Source organism: Rhodococcus sp. P4_F3_2 (assembly GCF_056401335.1).
On sequence record NZ_JBFUJN010000005.1, the window covers coordinates 418,451 to 438,606 of the forward strand.

Genomic DNA, 20,156 nt, shown 5'->3' on the forward strand with positions numbered 1-20,156 from the left:
CTGCTTTTCAAACCCCGCCTACGACGGTAGTCCCGGGGTCCGACAGTGACAGTGTTCGTAGGATCCGAAGTGACGATGTTCGTAGTCAGGGGATTATCTTCCGAGCCTGCAGATTGGCGAAGATGTCGAGGAACATCGCTTCGGTGTCGACGTGGCGGTGAAATCCGAACCGCCGAGCTTTCGATCCGTCAGCGAAAAAGTCGTAGTCCCATCCGAATACGAAGTCACCGAACCCCCAGGACGAGACATCGGAATACGGGGTCCGAGCAAGTTGGTGTTCCTCGACGAGTTCATCCCACACCGACTCCTTGTCCGCCATTGCGACATCGAGGGACATCGGGAGCGGAGGTGCGACGTCCATGTCGAAGAAGGCTGCGATCTTCGGCCACATTTCCTGCCAGCGAAACAGGTCGCCGTTGTTGATGTTGAACGCCTGATTTGCGCACTCGGGATTGGTCGCGGCCCAGACCGTTGCTTCGGCCAGGAGTCCGGAGTCGGTCATCTCGATCAAGCTGGTGTACGCGCCGGGCTTGCCGGGGAATCGGAGTGGGACACCCAGTTTCTTCGAGATGGTCGCGTAGACGGCGATGACCATCGCGAGGTTCATCGGGTTGCCCAACGCGAATCCGGAGACGACCGAGGGTCTGATCGCCGACCACGTCCACGACTTGCCGAGCTGCCTGCGTTCGAGGAACTGCTGTTGGTCGACGTTGAACTCGGGTGGCATGTGCGGTGGATCGCTCTCGCGGGCCGGAGTTTTGAACGGTCCGAGATGTGCCCCGTAAACCTTGTAGCCCTGCATCAGGCTGACGTGCTCGAGTCCGCCGGCAACGGGTTCGATGGCGTCGAGAGTGTTGACCAGCATCGCCAAGTTGGGCGGGACCAGCTCGGCCCATGTCGGGCGGTCTTGATAGGCGGCGTAGAAGACGTGGGTGACGTCGTCCAGTCCGCTCAGTGCCGCTGCAGTCCGGGAAGGATCGAGCAGGTCGACTGCGATGTGTTCGACCCGGTCGGTGTTCGTGCCGCCTCTGCGCGAGAGTCCGATGATCTTCCATTCGCCGGTTGATCCGAGGTGATCGATCAAGTTCCCACCGATCACACCTCGGGCTCCGACCACGAGTGCGACTTTATTGTGATGCACCATTTCAGCCTCCCATTGAAATATCGCGATGTTGCGATATAGGGAGTGAACCATATATATCGGCATTTCGCGATCTAGCGGTATGATCTCGAGCATGGAAGACGCAACAACCGAGTGGGAAACGGCGTTCAAGGCGCTGGCCAACCCGATGCGTGTACAAATCCTGCAGTGGTTGAAAGACCCCGGGAGCTTTCCCCCTCAGCTCGAGCCTGCCGAGGAGGTCGGAGTGTGCCTCAAGCACATACAAGCGAGGGCGAAGGTGTCGCAATCGACTGCGTCTCAGTACATGGCCGCACTCCAGGCCGCGGATCTGGTCACCACCACACGAATCGGCCAGTGGCGGCATTACAAACGAAACGAGCAACAGATCGAGAAGCTTGCTGCATTCATCAGGCAGGGTTTGTAGGTACCAGCACCTGACCGATCCCTCCGGAACCGCGGACGTTGTGGCAAAACCTCACATCGCCGGAGCCGTCGGTATGTGCATTGTGGTCGTTTCTCGGGTTGCTCGCTGTCCTTACGCTCGGCAGAGGAGTCCGGCGAGGAGAGGCGTGCGATGAGTCGTGAGAGCTGGGTGGGCCGTGATGCCCGATCCATCGCCGAAGCCGTGCGGTCGGGTCAGGCGTCGACGCGGACCGTCGTCGAAGAACATCTCGCACGGATCGACGAATGCAACGGCGAGCTCAACGCACTGGTCACCGTGTGCGCCGAGGACGCGCGTGCGGCCGCAGACAACCTGGATGAACGTCGCCTTCTCGGCGAGACACTCGGTCCCCTTGCCGGGGTTCCGTTCACGGTCAAGGACTTGATCGCCACAGCCGGCGTGCGTACCACCGCCGGTTCTCGCACTCTGGCGGACAACATACCGGCCGTCGACGCCCCGGCCGTTGCAGCGTTCAAGGCTGCCGGCGCAATCCTGATCGGCAAGACCAACACGCCGGAATTCGGCGCGTGCGGCCTGACGCGCAACGAACTGTTCGGAACCACGGCCAGCCCGGTGCGACCGGACGGCGTCGTCCGGTCCCCCGGCGGATCGAGTGGCGGTGAGTCCGCGTCGGTTGCTGCCGGAATGAGCGTGCTCGGACTCGGTACGGATTTTGGTGGCTCGGTGCGTTGGCCCGCCCACTGCACCGGCCTCACTTCGGTTCGCCCGACGCTCGGCCGTATCGACCCGGAAGGGCAATACCCCGGCGTGCTTTCGGATGGACGGGTACTCGCCAATCCGGCGACGATGCACGGCACGATCCAGACCATCGGCCCACTGGCCCGCAACCTCGGTGATGCGACGCTTGCGCTGCGCGTCCTGTCGAAGCCGTATCTCGCGTGGACCGAGCCGGACTCGGTCGACGTCGAACACCTCGACATCCGCTGGACACCCGGCGAAGGGACCATGCCTGTCGACGAAAAAATCCTGTCGGCGGTTCGCTCGGTGGCGAACAGCCTGGACGCGAGTGAGTACGACGGTCTGGCTCTGCCGCGGGCCAACGCGCTTTTCGGCGCGTTGCGATCGGTCGAGACCCACGCGGACATCCACTCTCTCGCCGCAGGTTCAGCGCACTCTTTCGACGCGGACATCACCGCCATGCTTGCGGCAGGCCATGATCGGAGTTCAGCCGAGGTGGAAGCGCTGTGGGCGGATCGCGCGGTGTTGATCACCGACTTCCTCGGCGAGGTGGGCGACGTCCTGATTCTGCCGGTTGCGTCGGTGCTCGCTCCGCCGCTCGGTGTGGAGAGCTTCGAGGTGGGCGGTCGCAAACTCACGTGGATGGACGCGCTCGCGAGTTGCCGGGCGATCAGTGTGCTCGGCCTTCCGTCGGTCGTGGTTCCGGTAGGACTCTCCCGCGACGGTTTGCCGATCGGAGTGCAGGTGGTGGCGCGACCGTTCCACGAGCATGTTGCGCTGTCCGTGGCGGCGCGAATCACGTCGAATGCGCAAGCTCTAGTCTGACTTCCATCTTTCGGTTTCGGCTGCGAAACGTGTTGCGTACGAGTCGGCCAGGTCGTGAAGCGTGGTGACGCAGTCGCCGTAGTACGTCGGTGCATGCATGGTAGCCAGAATCCGCGGCTCGAGGTCGGCCAGGGCGCGGATCGTGGGTTCGAGATCCGGGGTGAGGCAGGTGGCGTGGCCCAAGTCCTCGGCTTCCAAAGCGGGACCGACGATTTCGTGCTCGGTAGTCGCGGGGTGGTGCCCGAACGCAGTGAAGAGATCTCCGCAGAACAGCGTGGACGTCGTCTCCTCGAACATCAGGCCCGCGTCCCAACCGTGCGGGACGTGCGGGGTGTCGATGTGCCGGACTCGGCGCCTGCCGGTTTCGAGTACGTCGCCGTCCTGCAAGGGAAGTGGCGCCCGATCGGCCAGATCGTTGACCTGAACGAAGCACCCCATCGCGCCGTGCGCCACTTGTGCTTCGGGGGCCGCCGCAAGCCAGGAGTTCATGGACCCGCACTCGTCGGCCTCGACGTGACCGAACGTGATCCATTTCAGACGGTCGATGTCGATCAGCGTGGAGAGTGCGTCGGAAGCTGAGGTGAACAACGCTCGCTGCCCGGTGTGGAAGAGCAAGGGTTCCTCGCCGTCGACGAGAAACTGGTTCATCGTGAGGTTCGCTTCGTCCACGAAGGTCGACAGTCGGTAGATGTCCGGCGCGATTTCGGTGATCGTGGTGGTCATCGCTGTGCTCCGATCAGGGCTGTTGTGCACGTCAATCTGTCTTCTCCAGCCTTCTCGCCGCCCCGCGCCTGCACAAGGCTCTGGAATAGTGGAGGACGTGTTCGTACTACTGCTGACAGGCCCGCCGGGCGCGGGGAAGAGTTCCGTGCTGACCGCGCTTCACGATCGACTCGGCGAGGCCGGGGTGAGCAACGCGATGATCGAGGTGGACGAACTCGAGCGGTGCTACCCGCCGCTGGGAACCGAGCGGGCAATCGCACACGTCGGGATGTTGTGCGCGTCGTACCGGGAAGCGGGGTACGAACTCCTGTTCCTCACGGCGACCGTCGAAGACGACGACTACGGGCATGCCTTGCTGGCTGCGACCGGCGCCGAGGGGCACCTGCTGGCGCGCCTCGAGGCCGATCCGGATACGTTGCGCACCAGAATCGTCGAACGTGAACCGGCCGGCTGGGCCGGGTTGGACGCTCTGGTGGAAGCGTCACAACTGCTGGCCGGTTCGATGCCGACGCTCAGTGGGGTCGACGTGGTTCTGAGCACAGAAGGCCGCGATCCCGAAAGTGTTGCCGATGATCTGGAAGCGGCTCTGCGAGAACGCAGTCCAGCGCTCTTAGCCGTCGGTGTTCAGAGCGGTGACCACTGAAGCGAACATCGTCGATTTGATTGCCCCAAGTGTGCCCGCATTCTTCGGGCCGATCGGCGCAACCATTTCGATGGCCTTCGCGGTCAAAGCATCGACGGATGCGGTGAAGTCCACCAAACCGGCTGCGAATGCGTCACTTCCGCCGTATCGCCGCCCCGTGGTCATGGCGACGATTGCCGACGCCGGGCTGAGCTTGGCCTGGATGAGAGCTGCCATTCCTTCGGTGAAGGGGATGTTGATGTCCACCTCCGGGAAGCAGTAGTAGCCGCGATCATCGCGCATGACGCGGTAATCGTGCGCGATGCCGAGCATGGCGCCCGCTCCGAAGGCGTGGCCGTTGATCGCCGCGACGGTGGGCATGGGGAACGTCAGCATCCGGGCGAACAGCGACTGGACTTGCTGCACATACCACTTCGCCTTGTCGCCGTTCGCGCCCAGCCAGTCGAGGTCGAGTCCGTTGGAGTAGAACTTGCCCGTCGCCGTGGTGACCAGGGCGTGTGCGCCTTCGCTCAGAGCCTGGTCGAGTAGCTGGTCGACGGAATCGAGCCAATCCGGCGAGAATCGATTCTCGTCCTCGCCGAGATCGAGAACGGCGATCTTGTCTTCGAAGCGCAGAGTTGCGGTCATGATTGGCCTTTCCTGTTGCGGGGCTTGGGCAGTGGTGGGTCGAGATGCAGAACCGCTCGAACGGCGGCATCCAACCGCGCGCGTGCTGCGGCGTCGGGGACTCGCCAACCGTCGGCGCGTTTGGCGGGATGAATGAGCAGCCCGGTAGGCAGGCCGACAACACAGGCTTCGATTGCTTCGACGGCTCGGCCGTCCTTGCGGCCCCAGAGCGCGGTCGACAACCGGATGAACAACTCGACCAGAGACCGGTCGAGTTGTGTGAGTTTCTCGGCGATGTCGGCAGGGACGTCGGTGCCGAGCAGTTCGTCGCGCTGAATCGTCAGCAGCAGCAACGCGGATTGTGGGTAGTCGAGCGCGAAGACGGCCGGAACTTCGGCGGCTGCGACGACGGCGGAAACCGCGGAGGTCGGCGCGGGGTCCGCGAGAGCGTCGTCCACTCTCGATTGCTGAAGCGCGAGAAATCGTTGCGCGGCACGCAGCCACGCGCTACCGACCAGTCCACTGCGAGAGCCGAATGCGTGATAGATCGCCCCGTTGGATACACCGGTGGCGTCGGAGACCGCCCTGACCGTGACAGCGCTCGGCCCGGCAGTGGCGGCAAGTTTTTCGGCAGCGTCGAGCAGCGTGTCGAGATCGTGGACGCGTGGCCGAGGCATGAACGCACAGTAACAGAGCGTCTGCTCTGTTACTAGTGTGCGGTCAGATCACCGAATTTGCGCGAAGATCCTCGATCTCCTCCGGGCGCAGGCCGAAGTCGGTGAGTACGCCGTCGGCGTCACCGCCGAGAGTCATGGGTGGCGCATTCCTGACGGGAAGGGTCTTGCCGTCCACCCAGAACGGTCCGCGGACAACGGGAATCGATGTTCCGTCGGCGCTCTGGGTCTGCTCGACCATCTGCAATGCCTCGACCTGCGGGTCGGAGAACACCTGATCGATCGAATGAATCGGGCCGCAGGGGATTCCGGCACCGCGGATCTCGGCGATCCACTGTGCGGCGCCCTTCGTGGTCAGTAGGTCCTCGAGTTCTTTGGTCAGTTGGTCTCGGTGCGCCAAACGTTCTTTACCCGTGGCATATTCGGCACGGAAGGCGAGATCGGGGTCGCCGATCACCGAGCACAGCGCGATCCAGTGCTTGTCCGAGCCGGTGGCAATGTTGATCGGGAAGTCGGCAGTGTCGAAAGCGCCGTACGGCGTGATCGTCGGGTGCGTATTGCCGTTCGGCGTCGACACCCGCCCGGTGCTCAGGTAGTCCTGCGCCTGGAAGGTCATGATCGAGATCGCGGATTCCAGCAACGAGGTCTGCACGCGGTGCCCACGACCGTCGCGTCCGCGCGAAGCCAACGCCGCCGTGATACCCAGCGCCGCGTAGATGCCCGAGACCGTGTCGATGATGGGGATACCGACCCGCATCGGGGTCTGTTCCCCGGCGCCGGTGACCGACATCAACCCGGACATGCCCTGGGCCACCTGATCGAGTCCGGGCGCGAACTGGTCAGGGCCCACCGGGCCGAAACCACTGATGCTCATCACGACGAGACCCGGATTCTCCTGCTCTAGCGAATCGGGATCGAGCCCCATGTCGGCCAGCACTCCCGGACGGAAGTTCTCGACCAGCACATCCGCGTCGAGGGCCAGGCTGCGAAGCAGTTTCCGCCCGCGGTCACTGCGCATGTCGATGGCGATCGACCTCTTGCCGCGGTTCACGGAAGCGAAGTAGAGGCTTCGATCGCCGTCGAACGGCGGCCACTGACGCGAACTGTCGCCGGAGCCACGGGTTTCGACCTTGACCACGTCGGCGCCGAAGTCCGAGAGCAGCGACGTGCACAGAGGGCCCGCGAGAGCGCGGGTGAGGTCGAGAACTTTGATACCGCTGAGCAATTGGTCCATGGGAGAAACCTCGGTTCTGTGGTGTGCAACGTCGCCCACTCGATCCGTCGCACCATCTGCGTGAATTACCGCTGCAGTGATCGTCGGAGAGGGGAAGAATGAAGGTCAGGCCTGCTTTCGGCTGGGCTCGGTGACAACACTGGTCGAGAGCGCACGGTGATGCGACGGCGACATTGCACAACTGCAGGGCCCGGATTTAGGCGCATTGTGTGACAGGCAGGATTGCGGTGGGCCGATACCGTGAACTCTCTACGGACGGCGATGCAAGCGGGAGGCGAGGCGATGCGCGACATTTCCACTCAGCTGGCGCAGTGGCACGCCCGCGGCGAGGATTTTGCACTGGCGACGGTTGTCCGTACCTGGCGATCCTCACCGCGCATGCCCGGTGCTTCGATGGCCGTCTCACGCTCCGGGGAGGTAGTCGGCAGCGTCTCGGGCGGGTGTATCGAGAGTGCACTGTACGAGATCGCCCAGGAGGTTCTCGCCGACGGCACCAGTCGCGTCGAGGTCTTCAGCGTCTCCGACGACGACGCCATCGGAGTAGGGCTGACCTGCGGCGGAACCATCGAAGTGTTTGTCCAGGCCGTCGGAGCCGATTTCGCCGAGTTCGGTCAGGTCTGTGAACGAATCGAGGCCGATACGCCCGTCGTCGTGGTCACCGAAGTGCGTCCGGGAGCGCCGGCGCGGCACCTCGTCGTCGAGCACGGCCGACGCAGCGGGGATCTGGATGCCACGGAGGACGAGGTCTCCATCCTGTTGCGCACGATGGACACCGGTGAGTCCGTAGCCTTTGTCGCGCCGGCGGGAACTCTCATCGATTCGCAGCACGACTTGCTGGTCGAGATCTTCGCGCCGCTACCGAGGATGTACGTCTTCGGAGCCATCGACTTCGCCGCCTCGATGTGTACGTTGGGCGCCTTTGCGGGTTACCGAGTGACCGTCGTGGACGCACGGCCGGTCTTCGCGACACGGGCGCGCTTCCCCGACGCCCACGATCTGGTCGTCATGTGGCCACACAAGTTCCTCGAAACCGCACCGATCGACAACAAAACCGTCCTGGCCGTGCTCACGCACGACGAGAAGTTCGACATCCCCTTGCTCGAGATCGCGCTGCGTTCGCCGGCTGCATACGTCGGCGCGATGGGAAGTCGTGCGACGCATGAGCGTCGGGTGGCGCTGTTGAAGGAGCGAGGCGTCACCGACGTCGAGTTGGGGCGTCTGCACTCACCGATCGGGTTGGACCTCGGCGCCAGGACGCCGGAGGAGACTGCAGTGTCGATCCTCGCCGAGATGACCAAGACCCTGCGCAATGCATCCGGTTTGGAACTGCGGGATCTGCAGGGGCCGATCCACCCGCCACCTCAGGAGAATCCGACCGCCCTGCATCGAACGGCCTGAGTCGACTGCGCTGAATTCGGACATCTTGTGTTCGGTGGGGATAGGATCGTTTCTTTCGTGAACCATCTTCCGTGATCCGAATGAAATCGAGGTGCCTGCCAAGTGGCAAACCCGGCCGTACCGGCATCCGAGGTGAATGCTGTTCTCTCCGAACTTCTTCGAACCCCGCTCCTTCCTGGTGTTCGAAAGGTCGCCGGCGGCTCCGAAGACCCGACGGTAGCCCGGGTGGGATTCATGGCGGTTCCGGACATCGGTCCGTGGCTGCGACACGGACAGTTGCTGATCACCACGCCGGAAACCCTCGCCCGGGTCACCGAAACCTTCAAAGCATTTGTCGGACGGTTGTCGACGCGCGGAGTTGCAGCGCTCGCCGTCCAATTCGGAGCAGACGGGGACACTCTCGCGCCGGAACTGGTCGACGCGGCCGAAAACGCAGGCTTCCCGCTCCTGGTTTTTCACGGTGCGTGCGATCACCCTGCGGCGAGAGACCGTGAGCAGACGGAGTCGGCCCAGATCGACGCCATGTTCGGGGCCGAGCGCTTGCGACGGCTGCTGGTCGACGTCGTGATGGGCGGCGGCGGCCTCCCACAATTGACCGAGGTCATCGCACGGGAGATGAAGGGCGCCGCCCTGATCACCACCTCGGACGGACGCGAGATCTGCCGCGCCGGGGATGCGGCGGAGCGCAAGCATCTGTCTGCCTGTCCCGCCGTCGATTCCACCGGTCGTCTGCGGACCGACACCGTCGAGGGCGGGTTGGGTCTGCACGAGTTCGACGGTCAATTCATCGCGGTGTCAGCGATTTCCGCCAATCACATCGACCACGGGCGTCTCGCGTTGTTCACCGGTGAGCGCGTGATGACGAGTTACGACCAGTACCTGGTCGAGCGAGCGGCGTCGGTGTGCGCGTTGGTCATCACCCGTGAGCAGGCCGTGGCGTCGGTGGAAGAACGCCATCGCGCCAACTTCGTTCACGACCTGCTCCTCGGCCGGGCCGGGGACCACGATCACGTTGTCTCCCACGCCAAGACGTTCGGTTGGGACTTCGACCGCCCGCTGGTGATCGTCTCGATCGAGCCGGACCCGATCGACGAACCGGCCTCTGCGGCGCCCGCTCGGCTGCCCGTCGTCGATCGCCAGGCGATGGCGTTCTCCGGGGCGATCGCCCACCGCGATCCCGGTGCGGCGGTGACCGCGCTGACGGGCGAGACGGTGATCGTCATGGGCGTCGGCACCGACACGATGGCATTGGTGCGGGACCTCGTCACGGTCGTTCGCGGTGAAGGTGGCGGCGGGAGAAGGCCGTTCAGTGTCGGGGTGTCCCGGCCGACAGCGGCGATCGACGCCGTCCCCGCGCTCTACAGTCAGGCGCGCACCGCACTGACCGTCGGACGCCGGATCTCCGGTCCGTGGACCGTGACTCAGTTCGACGATCTCGGTGTGTACAGACTGCTCAGTCTGGTCGAGGACGAAAACGAGCTGGAGACGTTCGCGCGGGAGACACTGCGGGAACTGACGGAGGAAACTGCCGAAGCGCAGGACATGCGCAAGACATTGGAAGTCTTGCTCGCGACCAACATCAACATCGCCGAGACAGCGCGCAAGCTCCACTTCCATTACAACACACTGCGTTACAGGGTCGTTAAGCTGGAGAAAATGCTTGGCCCCTTCACGGCGCAACCCGAGCTACGGCTGGATCTGTCTCTAGCACTGAAGATAACCGCGATGCGCGGCATCAATCACTAATATTGCCAATCCGAGTCCGTGGGTTCTGGCAGATTGTCATCACGTCGATACCCCTGCGCTGTAATAGCGTTTCACTCCAGTCACGGTGTTTTGTGAGCTGGAGCACACTCAGCGTTCGGACACCTTCCTCTGCACGAAAGGTCCCATCATGCCGATTTGGACGTTGCACGGAGATGGAAAGAACATCAGACCGGGTGAAGTGGTCGCTCCCGGCGAGCGGCTCAGCTGGGGAAGAACCATCGGGCTGGGCAGCCAGCACGTGGTGTCGATGTTCGGCGCGACGTTCGTCTTCCCGATCATCATGGGGCTCAATCCTCAACTTGCCGTGATGATGTCGGGCTTTTGTACGCTCTTCTTCCTGCTGGTGGTCAAGGGACGCATTCCCAGCTACCTCGGTACGTCGGCGGCCTTTGTCGGCGGTATCGCCGCCATTCGTGCCCAAGGCGGAACGTCCGCAGAGGTGACCGGCGCGATCCTGGTGTCCGGACTGGTCCTGGCAGCCATCGGTATCGCGATCCACTTCCTCGGTGGCCGGGTCGTATTCAAGGTTCTTCCCCCGGTGGTGACCGGCGCAGTGGTGATGCTGATCGGATTCAACCTGGCACCCGTCGTCGCAGGGCTGTACTGGCCGCAGGACCAGTGGGTGGCTCTGATCGTCATGGTGGCCCTGATCGTCATGAGTATCGCGCTACGAGGCTTCATGGCGCGCATCGCCATCTTCCTGGCGCTGATCTTCGGCTACGTCCTCTCCTGGATCCTCGACCGGGTCTCGGGCACGATCACCTCCTACGACGCAGGCACCGGTCAGATCACCGAGCACTTCCGCGTCAACTGGGATTCGGTGCAGTCGGCGTCGTGGTTCGGCCTGCCCCCGTTCTCGGACGAGGCCAACGGAATCGTCGGCATCCATGCCCCGTCGTTCAGCCTGACATTCATCATCCTGGTTCTTCCCGGTGTCATCGCGTTGATCGCGGAGAATGCCGGCCACGTCAAGGCAGTCGCAGAGATGACCGGCGACGATCTCGACCCGTACATGGGACGCGCGCTCGCCGGTGACGGTTTCGCCACCGCTATCGCCAGCAGCGTCGGCGGTTCGCCCACCACGACGTACGCCGAGAACATCGGTGTCATGGCAGCGACCCGTGTGTACTCCACCGCCGCTTACGCGGTCGCGGGCATCGTCGCGATGATGCTCGGCTTCTCCCCCAAGTTCGGTGCCGTCATCTCGGCGACACCCGGCGGTGTTCTCGGCGGAATCACCGTGGTGCTCTACGGCATGATCGGTCTGCTCGGCGCCAAGATCTGGAAGGAGAACGGCGTCGACTTCGGGAATCCGCTCAACCTCATGCCGATCGCGGCCGGCCTCATCATCGGTATCGGCGACACGGCTCTGAAGTTCAGTGACACGTTCTCGCTCAGCGGGATCGCGCTCGGCACCATCGTCGTGATCGGGATGTACCACCTGTGCCAGTTCATCGGTTCGAAGAACCCGGAGCTGAATGCGAAGAATCCGGAACCGAACAAGCCGGATTCGAAGGCTCCAGGCGGCGAACGGGAAGAACCCGCCCCGCAGCTCACGTGACACTTGGCTGAGTGTGCTCGATTGTCGAAGGAGCTCGTAGTGCAGTACCGCTCCGACGCGAGTGCAGAAGGCGGCGGATTCGTCCGCGGCATCGGGAAATTCGGGGATGACCCGATCGACGATGCCGCCCGTGAGCAGATCGAAGGACCGTATCCCTTGACCGGCTGCCATCTCCGGAGCGTGCGTGATGTCGTGGAACATGATCGCGCTCGCCCCCTCGGGAGGTAAGGGCGAGAGCCAACCGTGGCGGGCCGCCAGCACTCGATCGGCCGGAATCAGTGCCAGGGCGCCGCCGCCGGTGCCCTGCCCGAGCAGGAGGGAAATGGTCGGGACCTCGAGTGAAATCATGTCGGCTATGCACCGAGCGATCTCGCCGGCCAATCCACCTTCTTCGGCTTCCTTCGACAGTGCCGCGCCTGCCGTGTCGATGATCGTCACCAACGGCAGGTCGAGCTCTGCGGCAAGCCGCATCCCTCGCCGAGCTTCCCGCAGAGCGCCGGGGCCGAGTGGGGAGTGAGCAGTCTGTCCGCGTCGGTCCTGTCCGAGAAGGACGCAGGGCATGTCGCCGAAGCGAACGAGCGCGAGCATGATGCCGGGATCGTTCTCGCCTTGGCCGGTTCCGTTGAGCGGGAGCATGTCCGAGGCGGAATTGAGCAACACTTCCCGGATTCCCGGTCGGTCTTCGCGTCGGGATGCGACGACGGATTCCCACGCCGACGTATCGGGTGGGCAGTCGTACGAGCACGGGTCACTCGGCAACGAGTACCCACGACGTCTCGAGGTGATGATGCGCAATGCGCGGTCGACGATTTCGGCGAGCTGGTCTGGCGGCCTCACCGCATCGATGAGTCCGTGCTCGTGAAGGTTCTCCGCTGTCTGGACACCGACGGGGAAAGGTGAGTTGTACAAAGCCTCGAACACCCGGGGGCCGAGGAATCCCACGAGGGCTCCTGGCTCCGCGATCGTCACGTGACCGAGTGACCCCCAGGACGCGAATACGCCTCCGGTGGTGGGGTTTCGGAGGTAGACGATGTAGGGCAGGTGCGCTTCTTTGTGCTTGATGAGCGCCGCGGTGATCTTGACCATCTGCAGAAATGCCGTTGTCCCCTCCTGCATACGCGTTCCTCCGGAGGTGGGAAGCGCAAGAAGGGGCAGCTGCTCTTGCGTCGCTCGACGGATGGCGACGACGAGGCGTTCGCCCGCCGCCACGCCGATCGATCCGCCGAGAAAACCGAACTCGCAGACGATGATTGCCACACGGCGGCCTCGGACGGAGGCGCTTCCGGTCAGGACGGACTCGTCGAGCCCGGTCTTCTCCTGCGCCCGCAGAAGTGCTTCGGCGTAATCGGAGTCGGTCGCGACGGGGATCGGAGGGGTATCCCACGACTCCCAGGTGCCGGCATCGATCACCAGGTCGAGCAAGTCGCGAGCCGTCAGGCGGTTCATCGGGTGAATCCTTGTAGCCACGACATGACTTCGTCAGTGTCTTCACCGAGTACCGGCGGTGCGGTGTGCCGGGTCTCCGTCACTTCTGTTCCGTCCGGATCGAAGAATCGCAGCGGCGGCCCGGGCAGAGTGATGTTGCCGAGCGTGCTGTGGTCGACGTCGACGAGCAATCCCTGTGATCGGGTCTGCTCCCATTCGTACACTTCGGAGATCGTCCGAACCCGTCCTGCCGGTACTCCGATGCGGTCGAGTTCGGTCAGAAGCTCGTCACGCGAATACGGTTTGAAGGTACGTTCGATCAATTCGACTACCTGGAAATGATTCTCGACGCGTTCGGCGTTTGTTGCCATACCGGGGGCATCGGGATCGAGTTCGAACCCTTCGCAGAATCTTCTCCACAGGCTTTCGCTGCCGACCGAGATCTGCACTGCGCCATCGCCGGTACGAAAGAGCCCGTACGGTGCGATCGAGGGATGGTGGTTGCCTTGCGCTGTGCCTACCTCGCCGGCGACGGTCCACTTCGTTCCTTGAAACGCGTGAACACCGACCACGCTGGCCAAGAGAGACGTTCGAACGACACGGCCTCTGCCCGTCTGTTCGCGTTCCTTCAAAGCCGCGACGACACCGAACGCCCCGTACATCCCGGCGAGAAGATCGGCGATCGGAACTCCGACTCGTTGAACGTCGTCCGGATTCGAGCCGGTCAGCGACATGAGTCCGGCTTCCCCCTGGGCGATCTGGTCGTAGCCGGCGCGACCACCTTCCGGGCCGTCGTGGCCGAAACCGCTGATGGACAGGACGATCAGTCGAGGATTGAGTTCGGCCAGCCGCTCGGTGGAGAATCCGAGTCGATCGAGAACTCCGGTGCGGAAGTTCTCCATGAGAACGTCGGCGCGGCAGACAAGATCTTCGAGGGTTGCGCGCCCGCTGTCGGATTTGAGGTCGAGCGTGATCGACTTCTTGTTCCGGTTCGTGGAGAGGAAGTACGTCGATTCCCGTTGCGTGTTCGGTGGTTCCAGCGGTGGCTCGACAAAAGGCGGCCCCCACCCACGGGTGTCGTCGCCACCGTGAGGTGATTCGACCTTGATCACGTCTGCACCCAGATCGCCGAGCATCATTGCCGCGTGAGGACCCGCGAGTGCGCGCGTGAGGTCGACGACAATCACGTCGTGTAGCGGACCACTACGAGCACTTGTGTTGTGAGGCTTCGAAGTCGAGTTCATGTCGCACCGCCGTGTTCTGGTGTAATTGGCTGAGCCAGTTGGTGGTTGAGGCCTCCGTAGTTCGGTCGACTCCGGTCCGCTGGACCGAGAAATCGGCCAGGGCCACTGAAGGAGGTATGTGCGGCCCGTCTTTCGAACCGTAAGCGCGCACCGGTCAACGGCACATGGGTAACCTTGCCGATGACGGGTATCAGTGGTGGGTAAGAAGTGACGAACGCTAAACGCACGGCTGGATTGCGGTTGTATCGAACCGTAATCGGGGCGCTCTGTCAGCCTATTTGGTGCATCTTCATGACATTTCGTGCATCTTCATGACCTGCAGGGCGAGTGAGACGTTCAATCGAAGGACGGGGTCGTCGGTGAACGATCCGACGACGCTCTCCAGCTTTCCGATTCTGTATCGCAAAGTGTTGTAGTGCATATGCAGTGCCCGGGACGCCTCGGCGACATTGCAATTGCAGTCGAGCAACGTCTGGAGAGTCAGACGCAAATCTGCGGCTTCGGCGTTGTCCGCCGACAGTGACTTCAGAACGTCATCGGTGAACGAACGCAGTTCGCTCTTGTCCGTCTGGAGCGAGAGGAGTCGGTGTACGCCGAGTTCGTCGAAGTGCGCGATCTGGCCCGGCCCGTTGATACGTCGGCCGACGACCACGGCCGTACAGGCTTGGTCGTAGGCAGCAGGTAGATCGGCCAGGGAGTAGATCACCCGGCTCACTCCCGTGCTGAAGGAGCGGCGGCCGCTGGTGCGATCTCCGGCAACCTTGCGCACCAACCCTTCGATGTCCCGAACCGCACGGTCGGTGCTGGTGGGGAAAAGCGTGACCACCTCGTGTCGAAACCCGACGGAGGGTGCCGTCCGCTCGTGGGTGCGTACCACTTGTTGCCAGCCGTCGCTGAGTCGATCTTGGTCCGTGCGCGTGGAATTCGCGTGCTGAGATTCCGGGTGATCGACGTCGAGTTCTGCAACCACTACGGCAAGTGGACGAGTGACATCCCACCCCAACTGGGTGAAGTGCGCGCTCACTTCCGCCGGCGAGCCGGCTTCACCTATCAGTGCGTCGCGGAGGAAGTCGCCGCGGAATTTGGATTCCACTGCCGCAACTGCCAGCTGCTTGGTGACGGCCAGCGCAGCAACGGTGGCCGCTCGCTCCAGCGCTTGGACGACAACTGCGCCGAGTTCGTGGGTGCCGGCGTACGCGACCATTCGGCCGTGGTCGGTGCCGCCGGCCACCACCCGGGTGAGCGCCAACTGACCAGGAAATCCTTTGGGCGCGTTCTGTAAACCGACAGCGACCCGTTCGGTCAGGAACCGGCCGGTGCTTTCGAACAACGGAAGCGCGTTCAGCGCGGCTGAATCTCCGGCCTCCGTCAACACTCTTCCGTCCGGCGAGCAGATGAGAACGCTGACGTCGAAAAGCGCGGCGAATTCCGCGGCAATCTGGGGTAGATCGCCACCTTCCAAGACGATCGACGTCAACGAGCGGTGAAGACGATCGGCAATGTCGAGTGCCGCAGACTGCTTCGCCACCAACTTGGTGAAGACCTCCGAGATCACCTCGTCGAATCCTGCGGTGACGGGAAGAACCAACAACGGCAGCCCTCGCTGCTCTGCCATGTGCAGCATGGCTTCCGGCAGTTCGTCGAGATAGCGGCCCGTTTTCACGGCAAGTGCCGCGACTCCTCGGCGTGCGAGACCGTCGACGAGGTCGCTGAGATCTGTATCGTCGAGAAGCTCTCCGGTTCGCCCGTAGCGCAGCGGGAACCCGGTTGTCACCAACAGTTCGTTCGGCTTCACCCAAGCGAGGATGTCCGGTACTTCCATCACGTTCACCGATTGAACGAGGTGGCGCAAGCCCCCGTGCCCGGCAAGGACTTCGGCTCCACGCAGACTGGGTAGCTCGAGGACATCCCGAACCGTCAGTCTGTAGTCGCCACCTTCTGGCAAATGTTGAAGCTCTTCGCTCGAATATTTGGCAGATCTATCCATGTCGCGAGACTACGCTCGATCACGCGACGAACATTGTCAACAGTTGACGAAAATAGCCTCTCGAAATGAGTGGTTCTCCGTATGTCTGCCAACTACCGTGGTCCGAATTGGCGATCGCCCGCGTCTCCGAGTCCAGGTATCAGGAAAGCATTTTCGTTCAGGCCGTCGTCGATGCTCGCAGTGAGGAGCCTGACTGGATGTCCGGAGTTCCTCAGTGCTTCGATCCCCTCCGGAGCCACGACGACACATATTGCAGTCACATCGGTGGCTCCGCGTGCAATGAGCAGATCGATTGTGCGGATGATGGATCCACCGGTCGCCAACATCGGATCGAGGACGTAGACGGGGGTGCCCGACAGATCAGCGGGAAGGGACTCCAGATACGGAACCGGTTGGTGTGTCTTCTCGTCTCGTGCCATTCCCACGAAACCGACACCTGCCTGCGGAATGAGGGCACTCGCCTGCTCGACCATGCCGAGGCCTGCTCGCAAGACCGGTACCAGGAGCGGTGGATTTGCCAGCCGCACTCCCCGCGTCGGAGCAACTGGCGTCTCGATGTCGAACTGTTCCACTTCTGCGCCGCGCATGGCCTCGTAGACCAACATATGGGTCAGTCTGCGCAAGGCGGACCGGAAAGTTGCGTTGTCGCTGCGAGCGTCGCGCATGGTCGTGAGCAGCGATGCCGCCAGCGGATGGTCGACAACAGTGGTGTCCATGGTCGAATCGTAAGTGAGAACCGATGGGGCGGCGCACAACCGGTGATTTGGAGTCGAAATAACCAATCGCGGTTTTCGTTTGGGCAACTATTGACGATGCCGAAGGGTTCGAGTCGTCATAGCGTGGTCGGCATGGCAGTTCCGAACCGCTCGGCTGGGCTGGGCGCCAGGAGCTGTCAAGGCCCAATTTTGCCTCCACGATTCCCTATACAAGGAGATGCCAATGCCCGAAGCAATCGAGGTCCGTAAGGTTCCGCTACACAGCGTCTCCGACGCCAGTGAGCTCGCCAAGCTGATCGACGACGGTGTCCTCGAGGCCGACCGCGTCATTGCAGTCATCGGCAAAACCGAGGGTAACGGCGGCGTCAACGACTACACGCGAATCATCGCGGACCGAGCGTTTCGAGAGGTTCTCTCCGCCAAGGGTAATCGCAGCCCCGAAGAGGTGGCGGAGGTGCCGATCGTCTGGTCAGGCGGCACGGACGGTGTGATCAGCCCGCACGCGACGATCTTCGCGACGGTACCGGCAGACAAGGTCACCAAGACCGACGAGCCGCGACTGACCGTGGGTGTCGCCATGAGTGAGCAGCTGCTGCCCGAGGACATCGGTCGTACCGCAATGATCACCAAAGTAGCTGCGGCAGTGAAAGATGCGATGGCCGATGCCGGAATCACCGATCCCGCCGACGTGCACTACGTACAGACCAAGACTCCGTTGCTGACAATCCACACCATCCGTGACGCCAAGAGTCGCGGCAAGACCGTGTGGACCGAACAGACTCATGAGTCGATGGACCTGTCCAACGGCGGTACGGCGCTCGGAATCGCGGTTGCACTCGGCGAAATCGACATGCCGACCGACGAGGATGTCATGCACAGCCGCGAGCTCTTCTCCTCTGTTGCATCCTGCTCGTCCGGCGTCGAGTTGGACCGTGCTCAGATCGTTGTCGTCGGTAACGCACGTGGCGTCGGCGGACGCTACCGGATCGGCCACAGCGTGATGAAGGATCCGCTCGACCAGGACGGCATCTGGGCGGCGATCCGTGACGCCGGACTCGAACTTCCGGAGCGGCCGCACTCGAGCGACCTGGACGGTCAACTCGTCAACGTGTTCTTGAAGTGCGAGGCCAGCCAGGACGGAACGGTCCGCGGCCGTCGTAATGCGATGCTCGACGACTCCGATGTGCACTGGCACCGCCAGATCAAGTCGTGCGTAGGTGGAGTCACGGCAGCTGTCACCGGTGATCCGGCAGTGTTCGTCTCGGTCTCGGCAGCGCATCAGGGCCCCGAGGGCGGCGGCCCTGTCGCCGCCATCGTCGATCTCGGCCAGTAGCCGGTAAGAACCTCGCTGGAAACTTCGACAGTCGCGCGCCGCCACCGGTAATTCGTCCTCGAATCAGTTGCCGGTGGCGGCGAATCCGACCGAGATTCTGCCGGCGCAACCCACTTCACTGCTTGAAAGGATTCACGATGGTTCATGCTGCTGACCCTGTCGACGAGAGCGTTTCCGGTGCGCCCGAGAATCGCGAGCTCGTCATGGCCGATGCGGTCACGCTCAGTGGTCTGATACGCAGGCGTGAAGTGTCGTGTGTCGAGGTGATGGACAGCTACCTCGACCAGATCGAAGTTCATAACCCGGCGGTGAACGCGATCGTCGCATTGCGGGATCGGGAAGCGTTGACGGCGGAGGCGCGCGAGCGTGATTCGCAGTTGGCGAGTGGGCAGTATCTCGGTTGGATGCACGGGTTTCCGCATGCGGTGAAGGATCTTTCGGCAGCCAAGGGTCTGCCGTTCACGTCCGGGTCGCCGATGTTCGCGGATCGAATCGCCGAAGAGGACGACCTGTTCGTCAAGCGGATCAAGTCTGCCGGTGCCATCGTGATCGGCAAGACGAACACACCGGAGTTCGGGCTCGGATCCCAGACGTACAACCCGGTGTGGGGTACGACGGTGTCGCCGTACGACAATTCGCGCACTGCCGGCGGTAGCAGCGGAGGCGCCGCAGCGTCGTTGGCGCTTCGCATGCTGCCGGTGGCTGATGGAAGTGATTACATGGGTTCGCTCCGAAACCCGTCGGCGTTCAACAACGTCGTGGGGTTTCGACCTTCCTGGGGTCGGATACCGGAGACGGGATTCATCGCTCAGGGCGCTGTTGTGGGTCCGATGGGCCGAACCGTCACCGACGTGGCTCACCTTCTCTCTACGATGGCGGGGCCGGATGCCTATGCACCGTTGGGGATTCGTGAGAATCCCGCTGTGTTCACCGAAAGCCTCGCACGGGATCTGAAGGGCTCTCGGATCGCATGGGTCGGTGACTGGAACGGTTACCTGGCAACCGAACCTGGAGTTCTCGAGTTGTGCGAATCCTCGTTCGAGGTCTTCGAACAGTTGGGGTGCCGCGTCGAGGCAGCACTTCCCGACTTCAAACCCGAGGACATCTGGCAACTGTTCCTGCGATGGCGTTGGTGGGCGCAGCTCGGTTTGATCGATCAGTACAACGATCCGAGCTTGCGTGAGTTGATGAAGCCCGAACTGTTGTGGGAACTCGAGCATGCGGTCACCCTCTCGGCACTCGACGTGACCAAGGCTGCGGAGGCCCGCAACGGCTGGCTGTCGGCCATTACCAAGATGTTCGAAACCTACGACTACATTCTCGCGCCGAGTGCTCAGGTGTTTCCTTTCGACAAGAACACTCACTGGCCCGAGAACGTCGACGGGCGGTCGATGGACACGTATCACCGGTGGATGGAGACGGTTGTTCCCTGGACGATGGCCGGGGTTCCGGTTGCGGGGATGCCGGTCGGCTTCGACGATCGTTCGCTTCCCATGGGTATCCAGATCATCGGTCGGCACGGAGCCGACGTGGACGTACTCCAACTCGCCTACGCATTCGAGCAGGCAACCCAGTGGGTCGAGCGGGTTCTTCCTCCCGCACTCCGCGTGAACTGACCTAATCTATTTCGAACGTATCCAGTTGGGAGAGAACGACGATGGCTTCGGCATTGTGGCACGGGTTCGCGGACATGGGCGCTGTGGAGAAGAACGGCGCGTTTGTCGTCTCTCGCGGTGAGGGCGCGTACATCTGGGAC

Annotated in this window: 16 protein-coding genes and 1 pseudogene; 8 read left to right on the plus strand and 9 right to left on the minus strand. The window is 62.8% G+C overall.

The window, feature by feature from the left end:
• Window positions 1-85: 85 nt before the first annotated feature.
• On the minus strand, window positions 86-1,144 hold the full coding sequence (locus tag AC1DWA_RS08285; protein WP_477847741.1) for an SDR family oxidoreductase: 1,059 nt from the start codon (window positions 1,142-1,144) through the stop codon (window positions 86-88).
• Between the two features lie 91 nt (window positions 1,145-1,235).
• Between AC1DWA_RS08285 and AC1DWA_RS08290 the strand changes: the two genes are divergently transcribed.
• Both AC1DWA_RS08290 and AC1DWA_RS08295 read left to right on the plus strand, forming a co-directional pair.
• Window positions 1,236-1,547, plus strand: a complete 312-nt coding sequence (locus AC1DWA_RS08290; protein WP_007735219.1) for an ArsR/SmtB family transcription factor — start codon at window positions 1,236-1,238, stop codon at window positions 1,545-1,547.
• 150 nt (window positions 1,548-1,697) lie between these two features.
• Window positions 1,698-3,089: an amidase gene (locus AC1DWA_RS08295; protein WP_472795769.1), complete on the plus strand. Its 1,392-nt coding sequence runs from the start codon at window positions 1,698-1,700 to the stop codon at window positions 3,087-3,089.
• Here the strand turns inward: AC1DWA_RS08295 and AC1DWA_RS08300 are convergent.
• Window positions 3,081-3,812 carry an oxygen-binding di-iron domain-containing protein gene (locus AC1DWA_RS08300; protein ID WP_020909757.1) on the minus strand — a complete coding sequence of 244 codons (732 nt, stop codon included), beginning with the start codon at window positions 3,810-3,812 and terminating at the stop codon, window positions 3,081-3,083. The genes AC1DWA_RS08295 and AC1DWA_RS08300 overlap by 9 nt on opposite strands.
• A 97-nt stretch (window positions 3,813-3,909) precedes the next feature.
• Between AC1DWA_RS08300 and AC1DWA_RS08305 the strand changes: the two genes are divergently transcribed.
• Window positions 3,910-4,455, plus strand: coding sequence for an ATP-binding protein (locus tag AC1DWA_RS08305; protein WP_477847745.1), 546 nt, complete (start codon window positions 3,910-3,912; stop codon window positions 4,453-4,455).
• On the opposite strand, the gene AC1DWA_RS08310 is transcribed toward AC1DWA_RS08305, so the two are convergent.
• The 3 genes from AC1DWA_RS08310 to AC1DWA_RS08320 are packed head-to-tail and all read right to left on the minus strand — an operon-like array spanning window position 4,423 to window position 6,969.
• A complete protein-coding gene (locus tag AC1DWA_RS08310; protein WP_020909755.1) occupies window positions 4,423-5,082 on the minus strand; it encodes an enoyl-CoA hydratase-related protein in 660 nt (219 codons plus the stop codon). The two genes, AC1DWA_RS08305 and AC1DWA_RS08310, sit on opposite strands and share 33 nt — an antisense overlap.
• Window positions 5,079-5,738, minus strand: a complete 660-nt coding sequence (locus AC1DWA_RS08315) for a TetR/AcrR family transcriptional regulator (RefSeq protein ID WP_070797533.1) — start codon at window positions 5,736-5,738, stop codon at window positions 5,079-5,081. Before AC1DWA_RS08315 ends, AC1DWA_RS08310 begins: the two co-directional genes overlap by 4 nt.
• Window positions 5,739-5,781: 43 nt before the next feature.
• Window positions 5,782-6,969 (minus strand): CaiB/BaiF CoA transferase family protein, encoded by a 1,188-nt coding sequence (locus tag AC1DWA_RS08320; RefSeq protein WP_020971408.1) that lies wholly within the window; start codon window positions 6,967-6,969, stop codon window positions 5,782-5,784.
• A 282-nt stretch (window positions 6,970-7,251) separates the two neighbouring features.
• On the opposite strand from AC1DWA_RS08320, the gene AC1DWA_RS08325 reads away from it, so the two are divergent.
• The 3 genes from AC1DWA_RS08325 to AC1DWA_RS08335 all read left to right on the plus strand — a co-directional run bounded on the left by AC1DWA_RS08325 (window position 7,252) and on the right by AC1DWA_RS08335 (window position 11,695).
• Window positions 7,252-8,367 (plus strand): XdhC family protein, encoded by a 1,116-nt coding sequence (locus AC1DWA_RS08325; RefSeq protein WP_042926172.1) that lies wholly within the window; start codon window positions 7,252-7,254, stop codon window positions 8,365-8,367.
• A gap of 102 nt (window positions 8,368-8,469) precedes the next feature.
• A complete protein-coding gene (locus tag AC1DWA_RS08330) occupies window positions 8,470-10,113 on the plus strand; it encodes a PucR family transcriptional regulator (protein ID WP_151532028.1) in 1,644 nt (547 codons plus the stop codon).
• A 148-nt stretch (window positions 10,114-10,261) separates the two neighbouring features.
• On the plus strand, window positions 10,262-11,695 hold the full coding sequence (locus AC1DWA_RS08335) for a uracil-xanthine permease family protein (protein WP_020971407.1): 1,434 nt from the start codon (window positions 10,262-10,264) through the stop codon (window positions 11,693-11,695).
• Between the two features lie 30 nt (window positions 11,696-11,725).
• Here AC1DWA_RS08335 and AC1DWA_RS08340 read toward each other — a convergent pair.
• The 4 genes and pseudogenes from AC1DWA_RS08340 to upp form a co-directional block, all read right to left on the minus strand.
• A pseudogene (locus tag AC1DWA_RS08340) lies at window positions 11,726-13,141 on the minus strand (carboxyl transferase domain-containing protein); the annotation flags it as partial.
• Window positions 13,138-14,364 carry a CaiB/BaiF CoA transferase family protein gene (locus tag AC1DWA_RS08345; protein WP_069145274.1) on the minus strand — a complete coding sequence of 409 codons (1,227 nt, stop codon included), beginning with the start codon at window positions 14,362-14,364 and terminating at the stop codon, window positions 13,138-13,140. The pseudogene AC1DWA_RS08340 and the gene AC1DWA_RS08345, both read right to left, overlap by 4 nt.
• 289 nt (window positions 14,365-14,653) lie before the next feature.
• The gene (locus AC1DWA_RS08350; protein WP_003946020.1) at window positions 14,654-16,351 is read right to left on the minus strand and encodes a PucR family transcriptional regulator; all 1,698 of its coding nucleotides are present in this window, start codon (window positions 16,349-16,351) and stop codon (window positions 14,654-14,656) included.
• A 92-nt stretch (window positions 16,352-16,443) separates the two neighbouring features.
• Entirely contained in the window at window positions 16,444-17,067 is a 624-nt protein-coding gene (upp, locus tag AC1DWA_RS08355) for a uracil phosphoribosyltransferase (protein WP_046379668.1), read from the minus strand.
• Window positions 17,068-17,290: 223 nt separating this feature from the next.
• On the opposite strand from upp, the gene bar reads away from it, so the two are divergent.
• Both bar and AC1DWA_RS08365 read left to right on the plus strand, forming a co-directional pair.
• Window positions 17,291-18,400, plus strand: a complete 1,110-nt coding sequence (gene bar / locus AC1DWA_RS08360) for a barbiturase (protein ID WP_003946033.1) — start codon at window positions 17,291-17,293, stop codon at window positions 18,398-18,400.
• A 137-nt stretch (window positions 18,401-18,537) separates the two neighbouring features.
• Window positions 18,538-20,016, plus strand: coding sequence for an amidase (locus AC1DWA_RS08365; protein WP_195791985.1), 1,479 nt, complete (start codon window positions 18,538-18,540; stop codon window positions 20,014-20,016).
• The last annotated feature ends 140 nt before the right edge of the window (window positions 20,017-20,156 follow it).